15 protein-coding genes are annotated in these 17975 nt (G+C 70.9%); 12 read left to right on the top strand and 3 right to left on the bottom strand.

Going from position 1 to position 17975, the window contains the following annotated elements; translation table 11 throughout:
- Nucleotides 1–30: 30 nt before the first annotated feature.
- Complete coding sequence (locus ITJ60_RS02305; RefSeq protein ID WP_194646694.1) at nucleotides 31–1044, bottom strand: LacI family DNA-binding transcriptional regulator; 1014 nt, start codon at nucleotides 1042–1044, stop codon at nucleotides 31–33.
- A 172-nt stretch (nucleotides 1045–1216) separates the two neighbouring features.
- Here ITJ60_RS02305 and ITJ60_RS02310 point away from each other — a divergent pair, with 172 nt between their 5' ends.
- From ITJ60_RS02310 to ITJ60_RS02345, 8 genes are all read left to right on the top strand, one after another.
- The gene (locus ITJ60_RS02310) at nucleotides 1217–3214 is read left to right on the top strand and encodes a glycoside hydrolase family 127 protein (protein ID WP_194646696.1); all 1998 of its coding nucleotides are present in this window, start codon (nucleotides 1217–1219) and stop codon (nucleotides 3212–3214) included.
- 4 nt (nucleotides 3215–3218) lie between these two features.
- Nucleotides 3219–4526: an ABC transporter substrate-binding protein gene (locus tag ITJ60_RS02315; RefSeq protein WP_194646697.1), complete on the top strand. Its 1308-nt coding sequence runs from the start codon at nucleotides 3219–3221 to the stop codon at nucleotides 4524–4526.
- Between the two features lie 38 nt (nucleotides 4527–4564).
- On the top strand, nucleotides 4565–5533 hold the full coding sequence (locus ITJ60_RS02320; RefSeq protein WP_194646700.1) for a carbohydrate ABC transporter permease: 969 nt from the start codon (nucleotides 4565–4567) through the stop codon (nucleotides 5531–5533).
- A gap of 3 nt (nucleotides 5534–5536) precedes the next feature.
- Nucleotides 5537–6490 carry a carbohydrate ABC transporter permease gene (locus tag ITJ60_RS02325; RefSeq protein WP_123291928.1) on the top strand — a complete coding sequence of 318 codons (954 nt, stop codon included), beginning with the start codon at nucleotides 5537–5539 and terminating at the stop codon, nucleotides 6488–6490.
- A gap of 91 nt (nucleotides 6491–6581) precedes the next feature.
- The gene (locus ITJ60_RS02330; RefSeq protein ID WP_228509686.1) at nucleotides 6582–7277 is read left to right on the top strand and encodes a response regulator transcription factor; all 696 of its coding nucleotides are present in this window, start codon (nucleotides 6582–6584) and stop codon (nucleotides 7275–7277) included.
- A complete protein-coding gene (locus tag ITJ60_RS02335; RefSeq protein ID WP_194646704.1) occupies nucleotides 7274–8620 on the top strand; it encodes a HAMP domain-containing sensor histidine kinase in 1347 nt (448 codons plus the stop codon). The genes ITJ60_RS02330 and ITJ60_RS02335 overlap by 4 nt, the downstream gene beginning before the upstream one ends.
- Nucleotides 8621–8659: 39 nt before the next feature.
- Nucleotides 8660–9868, top strand: coding sequence for a UDP-N-acetylglucosamine--N-acetylmuramyl-(pentapeptide) pyrophosphoryl-undecaprenol N-acetylglucosamine transferase (locus ITJ60_RS02340; protein WP_194646706.1), 1209 nt, complete (start codon nucleotides 8660–8662; stop codon nucleotides 9866–9868).
- Nucleotides 9865–10854 carry an SDR family NAD(P)-dependent oxidoreductase gene (locus ITJ60_RS02345; protein ID WP_194646708.1) on the top strand — a complete coding sequence of 330 codons (990 nt, stop codon included), beginning with the start codon at nucleotides 9865–9867 and terminating at the stop codon, nucleotides 10852–10854. The genes ITJ60_RS02340 and ITJ60_RS02345 overlap by 4 nt, the downstream gene beginning before the upstream one ends.
- Nucleotides 10855–10857: 3 nt before the next feature.
- Here ITJ60_RS02345 and ITJ60_RS02350 read toward each other — a convergent pair whose 3' ends face one another.
- The gene (locus ITJ60_RS02350; protein ID WP_194646710.1) at nucleotides 10858–11907 is read right to left on the bottom strand and encodes a substrate-binding domain-containing protein; all 1050 of its coding nucleotides are present in this window, start codon (nucleotides 11905–11907) and stop codon (nucleotides 10858–10860) included.
- 181 nt (nucleotides 11908–12088) lie between these two features.
- Here ITJ60_RS02350 and chvE point away from each other — a divergent pair, with 181 nt between their 5' ends.
- The 3 genes from chvE to mmsB all read left to right on the top strand — a co-directional run bounded on the left by chvE (nucleotide 12089) and on the right by mmsB (nucleotide 16040).
- Nucleotides 12089–13219, top strand: coding sequence for a multiple monosaccharide ABC transporter substrate-binding protein (chvE, locus tag ITJ60_RS02355; RefSeq protein WP_123672475.1), 1131 nt, complete (start codon nucleotides 12089–12091; stop codon nucleotides 13217–13219).
- A gap of 102 nt (nucleotides 13220–13321) precedes the next feature.
- The gene (gene mmsA / locus ITJ60_RS02360) at nucleotides 13322–14872 is read left to right on the top strand and encodes a multiple monosaccharide ABC transporter ATP-binding protein (protein ID WP_194646712.1); all 1551 of its coding nucleotides are present in this window, start codon (nucleotides 13322–13324) and stop codon (nucleotides 14870–14872) included.
- Nucleotides 14859–16040, top strand: a complete 1182-nt coding sequence (gene mmsB / locus ITJ60_RS02365; protein WP_111086259.1) for a multiple monosaccharide ABC transporter permease — start codon at nucleotides 14859–14861, stop codon at nucleotides 16038–16040. Before mmsA ends, mmsB begins: the two co-directional genes overlap by 14 nt.
- 89 nt (nucleotides 16041–16129) lie before the next feature.
- Here mmsB and ITJ60_RS02370 read toward each other — a convergent pair whose 3' ends face one another.
- Nucleotides 16130–17467 carry an alpha-amylase family glycosyl hydrolase gene (locus ITJ60_RS02370; protein ID WP_323749080.1) on the bottom strand — a complete coding sequence of 446 codons (1338 nt, stop codon included), beginning with the start codon at nucleotides 17465–17467 and terminating at the stop codon, nucleotides 16130–16132.
- An 81-nt stretch (nucleotides 17468–17548) separates the two neighbouring features.
- Between ITJ60_RS02370 and ITJ60_RS02375 the strand changes: the two genes are divergently transcribed.
- Nucleotides 17549–17947, top strand: coding sequence for a DUF3253 domain-containing protein (locus ITJ60_RS02375; RefSeq protein ID WP_194646713.1), 399 nt, complete (start codon nucleotides 17549–17551; stop codon nucleotides 17945–17947).
- Nucleotides 17948–17975: the final 28 nt, after the last annotated feature.

The raw sequence follows: 17975 nt of genomic DNA on the forward strand, positions 1-17975 counted from the left end.
GGCGGACGGGGCGCGGCGGGGCGGCGCGGGCTACGCGCCGGCGGTGCTCTCGCGGATGACGAGGGACGGGGTGACCGTCGCCGAGGCCGCCGCGCCGCCGTCGATCAGACCGAGCAACGCCTGCCCGGCCACGCGCCCGAGCTCCTCGAGCCGCAGGTCCACCGTCGTCAGTGGCGGCCTCGAGGCGAGCGCCATCACGTCCCAGTCGTCGTACCCGGTGACGGCGACGTCCTCGGGGACCGATCGCCCGAGCTCCCGCAGCCGGTCGCACACGCCACGGGCGATCTGGTCGCTGCCGCACACGATCGCGTCGACGTCGGGCGACTGCCGCGCGAGCACGTCGACGGCCTGGCGCCCCCACCGCTCCGACCACTCGCCGAACAGCGGCGGCGTGACCAGTCGTGACCCGAGCACGGAGGCCGCTCCCGCCACCCGACGTTCGGCGGAACGGTGCCGCGCGGGTCCGGTGACGACGGCGACCCGCTGCCGTCCGAGCGTCAACACGTGCGAGGCGACGAGCGCGGACCCGGCGGAGTCGTCGAGGGTGATCGACACGTCGTCGGCCGAGGTCGACGGCGTGAACGCGTACACGACCGGGATCGCCACGTCGATCGGCGGTCGCGGGTCGGCGGACCGTCCGGTCACGATGATCCCGTCGACGCCGCGGGCTGCGAGGGAGCGGAGGTAGTGGGCCTCGCGGACGTGGTCGTCGCGGGTGTCGCAGAGCAGGACCGCCATCTGCCCGGCGGACAGGGCGTCCTCGGCACCGAGGAGCACCGGGATCGAGAACCGACCGAAGGAGTCGGTGGTGATCATGCCGACCGTGTAGGTCCGACCGGAGGACAGCGCGCGGGCCCGGGCGTCTCCGACGAACCCGAGCTTCTCGGCGGCGTCCTTGACCCGCGCCCGGGTGGAGTCGCGGAGCTGTCCGGTGCCGTTGAGCGCCTTCGACGCCGTGCCGATCGACACCCCGGCGAGCGCGGCGACGTCGGTGATCCGGACGGGTTGCGTGCCGCGGTCGGCACCGGTGCGCTCGAGGGTCACGGCAAGTTCCTTTCCGGATCGCAGGACGTGACGATGAGCATACGCAGAAAAACGCCCACAACTCTTGCGGACGCCGGACCGATGTCGTAGCGTCCCCGCCAGAAACCGTTTTCCGGAGCGCTGCACCAACGGCGGCACCGGGACGGTCCCAGTCACATCGCAAGGAGGCGACATGACCACCACGCTCGCGACCGACAGCCGTGCGCACACCGCGACCCCGGTCCTCCCGACCGCCGACGCGCACCTCACGCTCCGGCCCCTGCCGACGGGCGACGCCCGGATCACCGGCGGCTTCTGGGCTCTCCGACAGGAGCGCAACGGCCGTGACGCGGTCCGCGGCGGGTACGCCCTGCTCGAGACCGCCGGCAACTTCCGGAACCTGCGCATCGCCGCCGGGCTCGAGGAGGGCGAGGCCACCGGCCCGATCTTCATGGACTCGGACGTGACGAAGTGGCTCGAGGCGGTGGCGTGGGAGTACGGCCGCGCCCCGTCCGAGGACCTGCTCGAACTGCAGCGCGAGGTCACCGCCCTGTACGCCCAGGCGCAGGCCGACGACGGCTACCTCGACTCCGTGCAGCAGATCCGTGGGAAGGGCGAGCGGTACACGGACCTCAAGTGGAGCCACGAGATGTACTGCGCCGGCCACCTGTACCAGGCGGCCGTGGCGCAGCACCGGGCGACGGGCGACACCGGCCTGCTCGAGGTCGCGATCAAGAACGCCGACCACCTGGTCCGCACGTTCGGCGACGGCACCGCACCGGACGGCACGCCGAAGACCCGCGACGTCGACGGCCACCCCGTCGTCGAGATGGGCCTCGTCGAGCTGTACCGCGAGACCGGCAACCGCGACTACCTCGACCTGGCGCACTGGTTCGTCGACGCCCGCGGCACGGGAATCATCGAGCGTGCCGGCGGCGAGCCGACGTACTTCTCCGACCGGGTGCCGAGCCGGCAGGCCACGACCGTCGAGGGCCACGCCGTCCGCGCCGTGTACCTGGCAGCCGGCGCCGTCGACGTCGCGATCGAGACCGGCGACACCGAGCTGCTGGCCGCGAGCGAGCGCCAGTTCGCCGACATGATGGCGACGAAGGCGTTCATCACCGGCGGGCTCGGGGCGCGCTGGGACTGGGAGGCGTTCGGCGACCCCTACGAGCTGCCGACCGACCGCGGCTACGCCGAGACCTGCGCGGCCATCGGCGGTGTCCAGTGGGCGTGGCGCCTGCTGCTCGCCACCGGCAAGCCGGTCTACGCCGACGCGATCGAGCGCCTGCTGTACAACGCGTTCCTGGCCGGCGTGAGCCTGGCGGGCACCGAGTACTTCTACGTGAACCCCCTGCAGCAGCGGGACCACGCGCACCAGGACGAGAACCGCTCCCCCGCCCACGGGCGCCGCGGCTGGTTCGACTGCGCCTGCTGCCCGCCGAACATCATGCGCACGTTCGCGAGCCTGGACGGCTACCTGGCGACCGCGACCGACGGCGGCCTGCAGATCCACCAGTACGCGACGGCCGACCTCGGGCCGGTGTCGGTCGAGACCGGCTACCCGCACGACGGCCGCGTGGTCGTCACGGTCACCGAGGACGGCCCGCTCGCCCTCGGCATGCGGATCCCGGTCTGGTCGGACACGACGACGGTGCAGGGACCGGACGGTGCCGCGCACCCTGAGCCGGGCACGCTGCACGTCGTCGACCGGCACTGGACGGCCGGCGACACCGTCGAGCTCGTCTTCGACACGACGCCGCACCGGTACGTGGCCGACACCCGCATCGACGCCGCCCGCGGTCAGGTCGCCATCGAGCGTGGGCCCCTCGTGTACGCGGTGGAGCAGGCGGACCAGCAGGGCTTCACGGTCGACGACCTGACGGTCGACGCGGTCGCCCCGATCACCGAGGAACGTCGCGACGACCTGCTCGACGGCATCGTCACGCTCCGCGTGCCCGGACACGCCCCTGCCGGACACGAGCAGGCAGCGTGGCCGTACCAGCGGCTGGACGCGAGCCGGTCTGGAGGATCGGATCACGCCGTGGACGCGACCAGCGTCGACGACGCGGCCGGCTCGCAGGGCGCCACCACGGGCCTCCCGTCGGTCACCGCGACCGCGGTTCCCTACTACGCCTGGGCGAACCGGGGCGCAGCGCCGATGCGCGTGTGGCTCCCGCTGGCGCGGTGATCTGATGGACCGCAGAGCGTTCCTGGTCGGCGGTGTCGCCGGCGGCGCAGCACTCGCCCTGGCGGGGTGCTCCGGCACCCTGCCGAAGGTCGACGCGAAGGTGGCGAGCTTCGGGAAGGACGCGACCGGCACCGTGCACGTCTGGTGCCGGTCCGCGACCCAGGCCGGGCTGACGTCGGCCGTGGCCGGGTTCAACAAGGCGAACCCGAAGCTGCAGGTCGAGCTGACCCCGGTGCCGGACGGTCAGTACGTGACGAAGCTCGCGACGGCCATCCGCGGTGGTGAGCCGCCGGACGTCGTGGACATCGACGACATCAACTCGCAGCTGTTCATCTTCCGCGAGGCGTTCGCCGACCTGACCGACGTGGTGAAGGGTCTCGACTACTTCGACGCGATCTCACCGGGCCACCTGCGACTGCTCGAGTACCGCGACCGGTACTACGGGCTGCCCTACCTGGCGGACAACTCGCAGCTGTTCGTGAACACCGAGCTGTTCGACCGGGCGGGGCTCGACGTCGAGGACTCCACGAAGGACCTCGACTCCCTGCTGGCGGCGGCGAAGGCCATCCGGAAGACCGGCGACGACGTCTACGGGTGGTCGATCTCCGGCAACGCCGCCGGCATCATCGGCTTCGTCACCCAGCCGCACGTCTGGGCGACCGGCGTCGACATGATGTCCGGCGAGGTCGGCAAGCAGACGGCGAACATCACCGGCAACGAGGCACTGGAGCGGATGCTCGAGTTCTACCGGCAGCTCTGGAAGGACGGCGCGCTGTCGAAGGCGACCTACTCGGACGCCGGGACAACGTGGGGCGCGGACTTCCGGGCCGGCAAGGTCGGGATCTTCCCGACCTCGTACGGCGCCACCGTGCCCGCGGCCACCAAGGCGATGCGGGCGAAGATGCAGACGGTCCTCATCCCGTCGTGGGACGGCCAGCGGTCGTTCTTCGACGGCGGCGACAACATGTGCATCCCGAACGGGGCGGCGAACCCCTCCGGCGGCTGGGCGTTCATGCAGTACGCGAACGGCCTGCAGCAACAGCAGGCCCTGCCCGACGGCGGGTACTTCCCCACCCGCTCCGACGCCGCGACGCCCGAGTACCGGAAGCGGTTCCCACTGGCGTTCGGCCCGCTCGACGCCATCGACAAGGGCTACGCGCCGCAGACCCTGGCGTACAACCTGCTCAACAACCAGCCGTCGTCACCGTACTTCGCGATGTTCCGCGAGGCCGTGTTCGGCTCGGGCACCGCTGCCGCGATGAAGACGGCGCAGGCGGACTACAGCCGCATCCTCGACCAGGTCCAGGCCTGACCGTCGCTCGCTCGTTTGTTGCACAGAGAGGTGCAGACATGACCACCATCTCCAACCGACGGACCGGCGCCGGCCGCCCGACCGTCGGCCGCGGCGCCGGCCGCCCGGGCCGCTCGGGCCGCTCGGGTCCGTCCCGCGGCTCGCTCACGCACCCGCCCCGCGCCGGCGCCGTGCTCGTCACCCCGGCGATCGTCTTCGTCGCGGTGTTCGTCCTCGCCCCGCTCGTGTTCGCGCTCTACATCTCGTTCACGAACTGGCCCCTGATCGGCCCGTACCGGTTCATCGGGCTGCAGAACTACCTGACGCTGTTCCAGGACCCGACGTTCGTGCACGCCATCGGGTACACGCTGCTGTACACCGCGATCGTGACGGTGCCGATCCTGGTGCTCGGCTACTTCCTGGCGGTGCTCATCCGGGCACGGCGACGGGGCAGCACCCTGCTGCGGACGGTGTTCTTCCTGCCGTACGTCGTCGGCCTGACCACGCTGTCGTTCATGCTCGTGCTCGAGGCGCAGCCGAACTCCGGGGCCGTCAACATGGTGCTCCGCTGGCTCGGGATCACCGACGGCAGCACCGCCTGGCTCGTCAACGGCCCCCTCGCCACGCTGCTCATCTGCGTGCTCGTGGTCTGGGCGGTGTCCGGCCTGACGATGGTGCTCCTGATGTCGGCCATGCAGGGCATCCCCGACGAGGTGTACGAGTCGGCGCAGCTCGAAGGTGCGTCCTGGTGGCAGACCGAACGACTCATCACCCTGCCGATGATCCGGTCGACCATCGCCCTCAGCGCCATCATCTCGGTGATCGGCTCGCTGCTCGCGTTCAACCAGTTCTACATCCTGACCCAGGGCGGGCCGGGGACCGAGACCACGACGATCGTCAACGCGATCTACAACCGTGGCTTCGTCAACCTGCAGCTCGGCGCCGCGACCGCCGAGTCGATCGCCCTGGTCGTCGTCATCGCCGCCGTCACGGTGTTCCAGTTCTGGGCACTGCGAGAGAAGGACTGAGCCATGAGCACCACGACCTCCCGTGCCGGCCTCGCGGCACCGGACCTGTCCACCCGCACGCTGACCACCACCGGCGACGGACGCCGCCGGCGCCACCACCAGGGCAGCGTCCGGCACCCGCGCGACACCGCCGTCAAGCGCACCCTGTACGTGATCGCCGGCGTCGGGTCGGTGCTCGTCTTCGGCGTCCCGCTGCTGTGGTCGATCCTGCGGGCGTTCCAGTCCGAGGCCGTCATCACCCAGGCCGCCGACCCCGCGACCTTCTTCCAACTCGGCTGGCAGAACTTCGCCGCCGTCTTCAGCTCGTCGTCACACCTGCTGACCGGCGTGTTCAACTCGTTGATCGTGTCGATCGCCACCGCGGTGCTCACCGCGGTGATCGCCACGATGGCCGGGTACGGGTTCGCCCGCTTCCGGTTCCGCGGGTCGGGCATCGTGTTCGGTCTGGTGCTGCTGACGATGATGGTGCCGTTCCAGGCGATCCTCACCCCGCTGTACCTCGAGATGAACGCCATGAAGCTCACGAACTCGCTGCTCGGGCTCGTGCTGTTCTACACGACGGTGAACCTGCCGTTCGGGGTGTTCGTGATGCGGAACGCGTTCGAGTCGATCCCGACCGAGCTCGAGGACTCGGCGTTCGTCGACGGGGCCTCACGCTTCCGGGTCGTCGTGTCGGTGCTCCGCCCGCTCCTGCTGCCCGGCGCGGCCACCGCTGCGCTGTACGCGTTCCTGGCGTCGTGGACCGAGTTCCTCGGGGCGCTGACGTTCCTGACGAAGGACTCGCTCTACACGCTGCCGGTGGCACTGCTCAACCTGCAGACCGGGGCGTACGGGCAGGTGTCGTACGGCAACCTCGTCGCCGGGTCGGTGGTGGCGATGATCCCGTGCATCGCGCTCTACGTCGGACTGCAGCGGTTCTACGTCGCAGGCCTGTCGTCGGGGGCGCTGAAGGGCTGACGGTCGGGTCGGCCCGGCGGGCTGACGGTCGGGTCGGCCGTCAGCCCGCTCCCTCAGCTTCCGGTCCGGAGGCCGTGCGACGATGCCGCGCATGACGGACAGGACGACGGTGCTCGTGGTGGACGACGACGTGAACGTGCTGCTCGGCATCCGCGTCGCCCTCGAGACCGACGGGCACCGGGTCGTCACGGCCGAGGACGGCCGGGCGGCACTGGCCGCGGTGGTCCGCGAGGACCCCGACGCCGTGGTGCTCGACCTCGCGATGCCGTTCCTGGACGGCGTCGGCGTCTGCCGGGCGCTCCGCACCGCCGGTGACGCGGTCCCGGTGATGATGCTCACCGCGCACGACCGGCCGGCCGAACGCGTCACCGGTCTCGACGCCGGCGCCGACGACTACCTCGGCAAGCCGTTCGACGTCGACGAACTGCGCGCCCGCGTGCGAGCCCTCGTCCGCCGGGGCGGCTCGACCGGCGGCTCCGCTCCCGATCCGACGTGGTCCGGCGTGACCCTCGACGCCGAGCAGCGGCAGTTGCGCCACGGACCGGGCGCCGGCGACCACACCGACCTGACCCGCAGCGAAACGATCCTGGCCGAGCTGCTCTTCCGCGATCCGCAGCGGGTCCGCACCCGTGACGAACTCTCCGACGCGGTCTGGTCGGACGGCGCGGCGCCGACCTCGAACGCCCTCGACGTCGCGGTCGGCGGCCTCCGCCGCAAGGTCGCCGCCGCCGCGGGGACCCCGGCGATCACGGCGGTGCGCGGCCTCGGCTACCGGCTGGAACCGTGACCCCGACCGTGCGGCGCACCGGCTCGCTCCGGCGCCGACTCGCCGCGGTCGTCGCCGGCGTCGTCGCCCTCGTGGTCGTGCTCGTCGCCGTCCTGACCGGGTTCGTCGTCACCGTCCAGCTGCACAGCACGCTCGACACCTCCTTGTCGCGCGAGGCGACCCGCGTCCAGCGCCTCGCGCAGGCGAACCCCGACACGGTCAGCGACCTGAGCGGGGACTGCCGGTACGCCGTCGAGCCGGCCTGCGCCCGGCTGATCGCGTCCGACGTCACCGTCGGGACGGGCGGTGGCCCACTGGCCGTCACCTCGGCGGCACGAGCCGTCGCCGACGGGGCGCAGGACCGGGCGTTGTACACCGCCGACGGTGTCCGGGTCGTGGTCCTGCCGATCCGCCCCGACGGTGCGGTGATGGTCGGGCTCCCGACCCGCCAGACCGACGTCGCGGTGTCCCGCACGTGGATCGCGCTCGGCGTCGCGGGTGCGGTCGGCATCGTGCTCGCCGCGGTCGCCGGGTACGTCGTCGCCACGGTCGGCCTCCGTCCGGTGCAGCGTCTGGACCGCGCGGTGCGCCGGGTCCGGGACACCGCGGACCCGCACGCCCGTGTGGGCATCCGGCGGAACGACGAGCTCGGTCGGCTGTCCGGGGCGTTCGACGAGATGCTCGCCGAACTGGCCGCCGCGAGCGACAGCCAACGGGACTTCGCCGCTGATGCCTCGCACGAACTGCGCACCCCGTTGACGACGCTGCGGACGAACCTGCAGCTGCTCGGTGGGGACCGTCCGATCGACGACGCCACCCGTGATTCGCTGCGTGAGGCGGTGGCGCAGGAGCTCGCCGCAATGCAGGCCACGATCGACGACCTCGCGGAGCTGGCACGCGGTGACCGCTCGCTCGCCGGGCTGGCCCGGGTCGACGTGGTCGCGGCGGCGCACGACGCCGCGACGGTCGCTGCCCGTCGGTGGGGTGTCCCGATCGACGTCGACGCCCCCGAAGCGCACGTGCTCGTGTCGGTGCCGGACGGACGACTCCCCCGCCTGTTCGACGTCCTGCTGGACAACGCGGGCAAGTACGGTGCCGGCGGACCCGTGTCGGTGTCCGTCGGCGCCGTCGACGACGAGGTCGTGGTGCGCATCACCGACCGCGGCATCGGGATCCCACCAGCGGACCGAGCCCGGGTCTTCGACCGGTTCCACCGAGCCCCGTCGGCACGTCGCCTGCCGGGCTCCGGCCTCGGACTGGCGATCGCCGCACAGGTCGTCGCCGGCGCTCACGGCACGATCCGCCTCGACCCGGGACCGGACGACGTCGGCACCGCGGTCACGGTCGTCCTGCCCCGCGCCTGACCTCATCTCCGCCTCACCCACGCACCGCACCCTTGCGGCATGGTCATGCTGCACTCTCCCCGCGCCGGACGGCCAGCCTCCGGCTCCGCACCGCTCCGCGTCGTCGTCGCGGCCGGCGGCACCGGCGGACACGTGTTCCCCGGCCTCGCCGTCGCCGCCGCGATCGAACGCCTCGTCCCCGGCAGCACCGTCACCTTCTCGGGCACGCCGGACCGTCTGGAGGCCCGGCTCGTCCCCGCCGCCGGCTACCGTCTCGACACCACGCCGATGCAGTCCTTCCCGCGCCGTGTTGGCCGACGCGCGTTCGGCTTCCCCCTGCGCTTCGCGCGCTGCGTCCTCCGCGCACGACGACAGCTCCGAGCACGTGGCGCGCAGGTCGTCGTCGGGGTCGGCGGCTACCCGAGCGTGCCGGCGGTCGTCGCTGCGTGGACGCTCCGCATCCCCGTCGTGGTGCACGAGTCGAACGCGACGCCCGGGCTCGCGAACGTGCTCGCCGCCCGGCTCGCCCGGCACGTCGCCTGCGCCTTCGACCCGGCCCGCACCGGCCTCACCGGCCGCGCCGAGGTTCGCCGGGTCGGCATCCCGATCCTCCCCGCGCTGGCGTCCTGCGACCGGGCGTCGATGCGCGCCACCGCCCGCGAGCGCTTCGGCGTCGCACCCGGCGAACGGTTCGTCGTCGTGTCCGGCGGCAGCCTCGGTGCTGCATCACTCGACCGGGCCGCGGTCGACCTTGCCTGCGCCCGCTCGTGGGACACCGGCTTCCGGATGCTCGTCAAGGCGTCGCCGATCCACGTCGAGGAACTGACCGGACGACTGCACGACGGTGGCGGCGACGCGGTGGCCTCGATCGTGTCGCACATCGACGACATGGCGGCCGCGTACTCGGCGGCCGACGTCGTCGTGGTCCGCGCAGGAGCCTGCACCGTCGCCGAGGTCGAGCACCTCGGCGTGCCCGCCGTCCTCGTGCCGTCGCCGTACGCGACCGACGACCACCAGACCGCGAACGCCGAGGCGCTCGTCGCCGCCGGCGCACGGGTCGTCGTCGTGCCCGACGCCGACCTGGACGCCCGTGCCCTGGACGCCGCCGTCTCGGCGCTGGCCGCGCCCACCGGGGCCGACCCGCGCCTCCCGGCCGCTCCGCCGCACCACCTGCCGGACGCGACCTCACCCCACGCGGCCGCGGCGGACGCCGTCGCGGCCTGGGCGATCGAACTCGCCCGCACCGACTCCGAAAGGACCCCACGATGACCGATCAGCACTGGCACGGACGCACCGTCCTCGTCACCGGAGCGGAGGGCTTCATCGGCTCGACGCTCGTCGACGCCCTCGTCGAGCGGGGCGCCCACGTCCGGGCGCTCTGCCACTACAAGCCCTACGGCGCTGCCGGGTGGCTCGCCCGCTACGCCGACGACGACCGGGTGACGCTGCTCGCCGGTGACGTCCGCGACCCGTTCCTGGTCGACTCCGCGGTCGACGGTGTCGACACCGTGTTCCACCTCGCCGCGCTCATCGGGATCCCGTACTCGTACGTCGCCCCGGAGTCGTACGTGCAGACGAACGTCGTCGGCTCGCACAACGTCGTCGCCGCCTGCCGTCGGCACGGCGCCCGGATGGTGCACACCTCGACCTCGGAGACCTACGGCAGCGCGCTGCGCGTCCCGATGGACGAGACCCACCCTGCCCAGCCGCAGTCGCCCTACTCCGCGTCGAAGATCGCCGCCGACGCGATGGTGCTGTCGTACCACGCGGCGTTCGGCACCGAGGTCGCGGTGTGCCGGCCGTTCAACACGTACGGGCCACGGCAGAGCGGCCGCGCGGTGATCCCGGCGATCCTCGGGCAGCTCGCCGCAGGCGCGTCCTCGATCCGGTTGGGGTCGACGACACCGACCCGCGACTTCACGTACGTCACCGACACCGTCGCCGGGTTCCTGGCGATCGGCGCGTCCGACGCAGCGGTGGGGCGAGCGCTCAACCTCGGGACCGGCAACGAGATCGCGATCGGCGACCTGGCCGCGATGCTCGTGCGGATCAGCGGGCAGCGTGCCGAGGTCGTCGTCGACGAGTCGCGGCTGCGCCCCGAGGCGAGCGAGGTCGACCGGTTGCTGTCGGACAACACGGCCGTGCGCACCCTGACCGGGTGGGCGCCGCGGGTGTCGCTCGAGGAGGGACTCCGCCGCACCTGGGAGGCGATGCGCGAGGCCGCAGGCCCGGACGCCCTGCGCTTCCTGGTGTGACGGCTAGGCCGACCGGCGCACCACGAGCTCCGGGGCGAGCAGTGTCTCGTCGCGGGGCTCGCCCTCGACCAGGGCCCGCACGGTGTCGAGCACCCGCTCCCCCATCGCCCGGAAGTCCTGCCGCACGGTGGTCAGCGGCGGCGTGAAGTGCGCGGCCTCCGGCACGTCGTCGAACCCGACCACCGCGATGTCGTCGGGCACGCGCAGGCCCTCGTCGGCGAAGGCGTGGAGCACCCCGAGCGCCATCTGGTCGTTGCCGGCGAACACCGCGTCGACGGCCGTCACGTCGATGTGCCGTGCGGCCGCGAAGCCGCTCCCCGGGGTCCAGTCGCCGTCGAGCACGACGGGCTCGAGGCCGGCGTCCTGCATGATCCGGACGTAGGTGGCGCGACGCACCTCGGACTCCTGCGACACGGGCGGGCCGGCGATGTGCACGATCCGCCGGTGCCCGTGGTCGAACAGGTGCTGCATGACGAGTTCGGTGCCGGCGGCCTGGTCGATCGCGACCGCGGCGACGGTCGACGCCGCCGGGTTCCGGACGGCGTCGCGCTGCACGGCGTTCGACACCACGACGGGCACGGTGACCGGCACGGTGAGGGAAGCGAGGGCGTCGAGCACCCGGTTGTCCGCGGCGACGAGGACGATCGCGGCGACGTCCTGCGCGAGCAGCGTCGTGAGTGCACCGGACAGGTCGGACGGCGTCGGGTCCTCGGGCAGGGTTGAGAGCAGCACGTGGTACCCGGCCGACCGGGCCGCACGTTCGAAGCCGATCGCGGTGCTCGACGGACCGTACAGCGCGTCGCCCGCGGTGATGATGCCGAGCGCGCGGCTCCGCCCCCCGGCGAGTGCTCGGGCGGCGGCGCGGGGCCGGTAGCCGAGGTCGTGGACGGCGTCGGTGACCTGCGTGCGGAAGGCGTCGCGGACCGTCGGGTCGCCGTTGATCACGCGCGAGACGGTCTGGTGGGAGACGCCCGCGCGCTCGGCGACGTCGAAGATCGTCGGAGCCTTCCGGCGTTTGCCGCCCGTGCCCCCTGGGGCGGTCGTGGTCGTCACGAGGCCAACCGTACCGCGCAGTCCGGCCCGCGCGGCAAGATCGCGAAACGGTCACGCCGAGTTGACACCCCGTTACGAAAGCCCCAGTATGTGAGCGCTCACACGAGCACATCCCTCGGGGCACAGCAGCCCCGGCACCTGAGCGCGTCGAGGACGACGCGAGAGGAACAGAGGTACTTCGATGACGAAGCGCAGGATCATCGCGGGCGTTGCAGCCCTCGGCATCGCGATCGCACTCGCCGGCTGCTCGGCCGGTGGCCGCGCGTCCACCGACGGCGGCGGCAGCAGCAGCGACAACAAGGGCGCCCTCGTCGGCGTCGCCATGCCGACCAAGGTCTCGGAACGCTGGATCAAGGACGGCGACGCCGTCAAGAGCGACCTCGAGAAGGCCGGTTACAAGGTCGACCTCGAGTACGGCGACAACAAGGTCCAGCAGCAGGCCCAGCAGGTCAGCAACATGATCACGAAGGGCGCGAAGGTCCTCATCATCGCGTCGATCGACGGCGGAGCCCTCTCCGACCAGCTCGACGCCGCCGCCAAGGCCGGCATCAAGGTGATCTCCTACGACCGCCTGCTGACGGGCAACAAGAACGTCGACTACTACGTGTCGTTCGACAACGAGAAGGTCGGCGTCGACCAGGCGACGAGCCTGCTCACCGGCCTCGGCGTCCTCGACGACAAGGGCGAGAAGACCGGCGAGAAGGGCCCGTTCAACATCGAGGTCTTCGCCGGCTCGCTCGACGACAACAACGCCAGCTTCTTCTTCAACGGCGCCATGAAGACCCTCAAGCCGTACCTCGAGGACGGCACGCTGAAGATCCAGTCCGGTCAGGACCAGCTCTCGCAGGCCGCCACGCAGCAGTGGGACCCGGCGACCGCCAAGGCCCGCATGCAGAACCTCGTCGCGAAGTCGTACTCGGGCGGAACCACGCTGGACGGCGTGCTCTCGCCGTACGACGGCATCTCGATCGGCATCATCTCGGCGCTGCAGGGTGCTGGCTACGGCACCAGCGACCGTCCGCTGCCGATCGTGACGGGCCAGGACGCCGAGGCGGCCTCGGTCAAGTCGATCATCGCCGGTCAGCAGTACTCGACCATCTACAAGGACACCCGAAAGCTCGCCAAGCAGTCGGTCACCATGGCCGAGGACCTGCTCACCGGTGACAAGCCCGAGGTCAACGACACGAAGAGCTACGACAACAAGGTCAAGGTCGTCCCGACCTTCCTGTTCCAGCCGACGGTCGTCACCAAGGACAACTACAAGGAAGTCCTCGTCGACTCCGGCTACTACACCGAAGCCGACCTGAAGTAGTCGCAACCCACCTGTCGGACAGGAGGCACGGGTCGACCCCGCCCCGTGCCTCCCGTCCGCCCCATCCGCGCGCCACGGCGCGCACCACGGAAGGCGGTCGACGTGACGGACACGATCCTCGAGATGCGTGACATCACCAAGACGTTCCCCGGCGTGAAGGCCCTGCAGGGCGTCTCGATCGAGGTCGAGCGTGGCCAGGTCCACGCCATCTGCGGCGAGAACGGCGCCGGCAAGTCGACCCTCATGAAGGTGTTGTCGGGCGTCTACGCGCACGGCTCCTTCGAGGGCGAGATCCTGCTCGACGGGTCACCCGTCGAGTTCCACGACATCAACGGTTCCGAAGCAGCCGGCGTCGTCATCATCCACCAGGAGCTCGCGCTCAGCCCGTTCCTGTCGATCGCCGAGAACATCTTCCTCGGCAACGAGCGGTCCAAGGGCGGCTTCATCGACTGGAACAAGACGAACCTGGCAGCAGCCGAGCTCCTCCAGCGCGTCGGTCTCAAGGACAACCCGGTCACGAAGATCGTGGACATCGGTGTCGGCAAGCAGCAGCTCGTCGAGATCGCGAAGGCACTGTCGAAGAAGGTCAAGCTCCTCATCCTCGACGAGCCCACAGCCGCACTGAACGACGACGACTCCGCGCACCTGCTCGAGCTCATCCGCTCGCTGCAGGCCGAGGGCATGACGGCGATCATCATCAGCCACAAGCTCAACGAGATCAAGGCGATCGCCGACAAGGTCACGATCATCCGTGACGGCAAGACCATCGAGACGCTCGACATGCACGCCGACGACGTCTCCGAGGACCGCATCATCCGCGGGATGGTCGGCCGCGACCTGTCGAACCGGTACCCCGAGCACGAGCCGAAGATCGGCGAGGAGCTCCTGCGGATCGAGGACTGGACGGTCCACCACCCGCTCGACGGGTCGCGCGAGATCATCCACCAGGTCGACCTGAACGTGCGCGCCGGCGAGATCGTCGGCATCGCCGGACTCATGGGCGCCGGGCGGACCGAACTCGCGATGAGCGTGTTCGGCCGGTCGTACGGATCCGGCATCAGCGGCACCGTCTACAAGCGCGGCGAGCCGATCAAGACCCACACGGTGTCGCAGGCGATCGACCACGGCATCGCCTACGTCACCGAGGACCGCAAGCGCTACGGCCTGAACCTGATCGACGACATCAAACGGAACATCTCCGGGTCGGCGCTCGGCAAGCTCGCCAGCTGGGGCTTCGTGAACGCGTCCGAGGAGACCACGGTCGCCGGGCAGTTCCTGAAGAACCTCAACATCAAGGCACCGAACGTCGACGTCATCACGGGCAAGCTCTCCGGCGGCAACCAGCAGAAGGTCGTCCTGTCGAAGTGGATGTACACCGATCCGGACGTGCTCATCCTCGACGAGCCCACCCGCGGCATCGACGTCGGTGCGAAGTACGAGATCTACACGATCATCAACAGCCTGGCGGACCAGGGCAAGGGGGTCATCGTGATCTCCTCGGAGCTCCCGGAGCTCCTCGGCATCTGCGACCGCATCTACACACTCTCCGAGGGCACCATCACCGCCGATGTGCCCCGCTCCGAGGCCACCCCAGAGGTCCTCATGCAGTACATGACCCAGGAACGGGAGACCCCTGTCAATGAACGCGCTTAAGTCCGCCGCCGGCTACCTCACCGGGCAGCTCCGACAGATCGGCCTGTTCATCGCGCTGATCGTCATCGTCGTCTTCTTCCAGGTGACGACCAACGGCATCACCCTGGCCCCGATCAACGTCTCGAACCTGATCGTCCAGAACAGCTACATCCTCATCCTCGCCATCGGCATGGTGATGGTCATCATCGCCGGGCACATCGACCTGTCCGTCGGGTCGGTCGTCGCCTTCACCGGCGCCATGGCCGGCGTGATGATCACGCAGTGGCACATCCCGTGGCCGATCGCCGTCGTGCTCTGCCTCGTCGTCGGAGCGCTCGTCGGCGCCTGGCAGGGGTTCTGGATCGCCTACTTCGGGATCCCGGCGTTCATCGTCACCCTGGCCGGCATGCTCGCCTTCCGCGGTGCGGCCCAGATCGTGCTGCACAACCAGCAGATCTCGCCGTTCCCGGACGGGTTCCGTGCCCTCGGCTCCGGCTTCCTGCCGTCGTTCGGCACCACCGGGTACGAGCCGCTCACGATGATCCTCGGCTTCGCCGCCGCGGCCGTCATGGCCGTCACCGCGTTCCGCGGCCGGGCCACCCGCCGGAAGTACCAGCTCGAGAGCGAACCGTTCGCCTGGTTCATCGTGAAGCTCGTCTTCGGCGTCGTGCTCGTCGTCTACGTGGCCCTGCTGCTCGCGAGCTACAACGGCACCCCGATCGTGCTCGTCATCCTCGGTGCGCTCGTGGTGATCTACTCGGTCATCATGCGGAGCGCGGTGTTCGGCCGCCACGTCTACGCCATCGGCGGCAACGCCCTGGCCGCGCAGCTGTCCGGCGTGAAGACGAAGCGCGTCACGTTCATGCTCTTCGTCAACATGGGGGTCATCTCGGCCCTGGCAGGCGTGGTCTTCACCGGCCAGCTCAACCTGGCGGCACCCGGTGCGGGCAACGGTTTCGAACTCGACGCCATCGCCGCGGTGTTCATCGGTGGCGCAGCGGTCACCGGCGGCATCGGCACGGTCCCGGGCGCCATCGTCGGTGGTCTCATCATCGGCCTGCTGAACAACGGCATGTCGATCCTCGGCGTCGGCACCGAGTACCAGTCGCTCATCAAGGGCTTGGTCCTGCTCGCCGCCGTCGCGTTCGACGTGTTCAACAAGCGTCGGGCGGCTGCCGCGCGCAAGTAGCACCTCCGCCGCTCCCCGAGACTCGGGCTGAGCGACACGACTCGCGTCTCCAGGCGCGAGGACTGTCGCCCAGCCCGAGTCTCGTTGCGTCAGCGGGACAGGACCGCCCACCCCCTGGCCGGGAGGCGCAGGGTTCCGTTCCCCAGGTCGGCACCGCCCGCCTCCACCTGCGTCGCATCCGCCGCGGGCACCTCGACGGGATCGGCCGACAGGTTCAGGGCGGTCACCACGGCCGCGTCCGACGTCGCGGTCCGCAGGACGACCGCCGTGTTCGTCAGGTGCACGACGTCGGTGTGCGCCCGGTGCAGCCAGGGGTTACGGCGGCGCAGGGCGATCAGGGCCTCGTACGCGTGCGTCAGGTCCCCCGCTGCGGGTGGTGTGTCCGGGAACTCCGGTCGGACCGCGTCGTCACCGCCCTCGCGTTCCTCCTTCACCCCGGTCCAGCCGTACTCGTCGCCCGCGTAGACGATCGGGGTGCCGGCGACGGTGAACAACACCGCGGCCGCGTGCCCGGCGAACTGCTCCCCCACCGCGCTCGCGATGCGGGTCACGTCGTGGTTGCCGATGAACGTCGTCGGGGCGAACGTCTCGAGCAGGGCGTCGTGCCGCTCGATCGCGTGCGCCAGTTCGTGGCCGTTGCCGTCCGCGATGCCGTGCCAGATGCCCTGCCACAGTTCGTACTGCGTCAACGAGTCCATGGTCGACTCCCGCGCGATCGCCGCCGCGTCGCCGTGGATCACCTCACCGCTGAACCACGCGTCCGGGAACCGCTCGCGCACCCGCGGCAGCACCCTTGCCCAGAACGCCGGTGGCACCGCGTACGCCGCATCGAGGCGCCAGCCGTCGATCCCACGCTCCAGCCAGTGCGTCATGATCTGCACGACGAGGTCCTCGGTCGCTCGGCTGTCGTGGTCCAGCGCCACGAGGATGTCGTGTCCCTCGAACAACCCGACGGGCACCGGCTGCCCCGGCGACCACCCCGACCAGTCGATCGCGAACAGGCCAGCGGTCGCCGCGTCCGGTCCTGCTTCTTCGATCGCCCGGAACGCCGGGTGCTCACGGCCGACGTGGTTGAAGACACCGTCGAGCAGGACCCGGATCCCCCGCTCGTGCGCCGCGGACACCAGGCGCGCGAAGTCGGCGTCGTCGCCGAGCCGGGGGTCGATCCGGAAGTGGTCCACCGTGTCGTAGCCATGGGTGGAACTCGCGAACACCGGCCCGAGCACGAGGCCGTTCAGCCCGAGGTCCACGATGTGGTCGAGCCAGGGTTCGATGCGACCGAGACGGTGCTCGACGGCGCGCTCCTCGACCGGCCCCCCGGGGCGCACATCAGCCCCGACGAACCCGAGCGGGTACACGTGCCACCACATGACGTGCGGGACCCAGGCGGGCTCGGGCTGACGGATCGGTGCGGTGTCGGTTCTCACCGCTCCGATGCTGCCAGCCGCGCCTGTGCTCGGCGCTCCCGTGCTGGGAACGGACAGGGACGGCAGGACGAGGATGTGGGCATGGGACGTGCGATCAGGACGGAAGCGGACGCTGCGGCGTCGGAATCGGCACAGGCCGAGCGGACCTGCGCGTCGTGCGGCCGTCGGATGCCGTCGACGGCGGCGCCCGAATCCAAGTGGTGTTCCCGTGCCTGCCGTCGCCACGGGGTCGACCCGACGGACCTGGCGCTCGAACAGCGGATCGACGAACTGCTCGCCGCCCGGGCACGCACCTCGAGCATCTGCCCGTCCGAGGTGGCGAGGTCGCTCGATCCGGACGACTGGCGCCCGCTCATGGAACCCGCCCGTCGAGCGGCCCGGCGCATGATGGCCCGCGGCGAGGTCGAGATCACCCAGGGCGGCTCCGTGGTGGACCCGTCGACGGCGAAGGGTCCGATCCGCATCCGTCGCCCGCGGTGAGGGAACACCTGTCGCGCACCGTCGGTTG

The sequence above is a fragment of the Curtobacterium sp. VKM Ac-2884 genome, from assembly GCF_015350945.1.
Lineage (GTDB): Bacteria > Actinomycetota > Actinomycetes > Actinomycetales > Microbacteriaceae > Curtobacterium.

Excerpts from the sequence above, each read along its gene's own strand:
- ITJ60_RS02310 (WP_194646696.1), top strand. The coding sequence starts at position 1,217 with ATGACCACCACGCTCGCGACCGACAGCCGTGCGCACACCGCGACCCCG.
- ITJ60_RS02315 (WP_194646697.1), top strand. The coding sequence starts at position 3,219 with ATGGACCGCAGAGCGTTCCTGGTCGGCGGTGTCGCCGGCGGCGCAGCA.
- ITJ60_RS02320 (WP_194646700.1), top strand. The coding sequence starts at position 4,565 with ATGACCACCATCTCCAACCGACGGACCGGCGCCGGCCGCCCGACCGTC.
- ITJ60_RS02325 (WP_123291928.1), top strand. The coding sequence starts at position 5,537 with ATGAGCACCACGACCTCCCGTGCCGGCCTCGCGGCACCGGACCTGTCC.
- ITJ60_RS02330 (WP_228509686.1), top strand. The coding sequence starts at position 6,582 with ATGACGGACAGGACGACGGTGCTCGTGGTGGACGACGACGTGAACGTG.
- ITJ60_RS02340 (WP_194646706.1), top strand. The coding sequence starts at position 8,660 with ATGGTCATGCTGCACTCTCCCCGCGCCGGACGGCCAGCCTCCGGCTCC.
- ITJ60_RS02345 (WP_194646708.1), top strand. The coding sequence starts at position 9,865 with ATGACCGATCAGCACTGGCACGGACGCACCGTCCTCGTCACCGGAGCG.
- chvE (WP_123672475.1), top strand. The coding sequence starts at position 12,089 with ATGACGAAGCGCAGGATCATCGCGGGCGTTGCAGCCCTCGGCATCGCG.
- mmsB (WP_111086259.1), top strand. The coding sequence starts at position 14,859 with ATGAACGCGCTTAAGTCCGCCGCCGGCTACCTCACCGGGCAGCTCCGA.
- ITJ60_RS02375 (WP_194646713.1), top strand. The coding sequence starts at position 17,549 with ATGGGACGTGCGATCAGGACGGAAGCGGACGCTGCGGCGTCGGAATCG.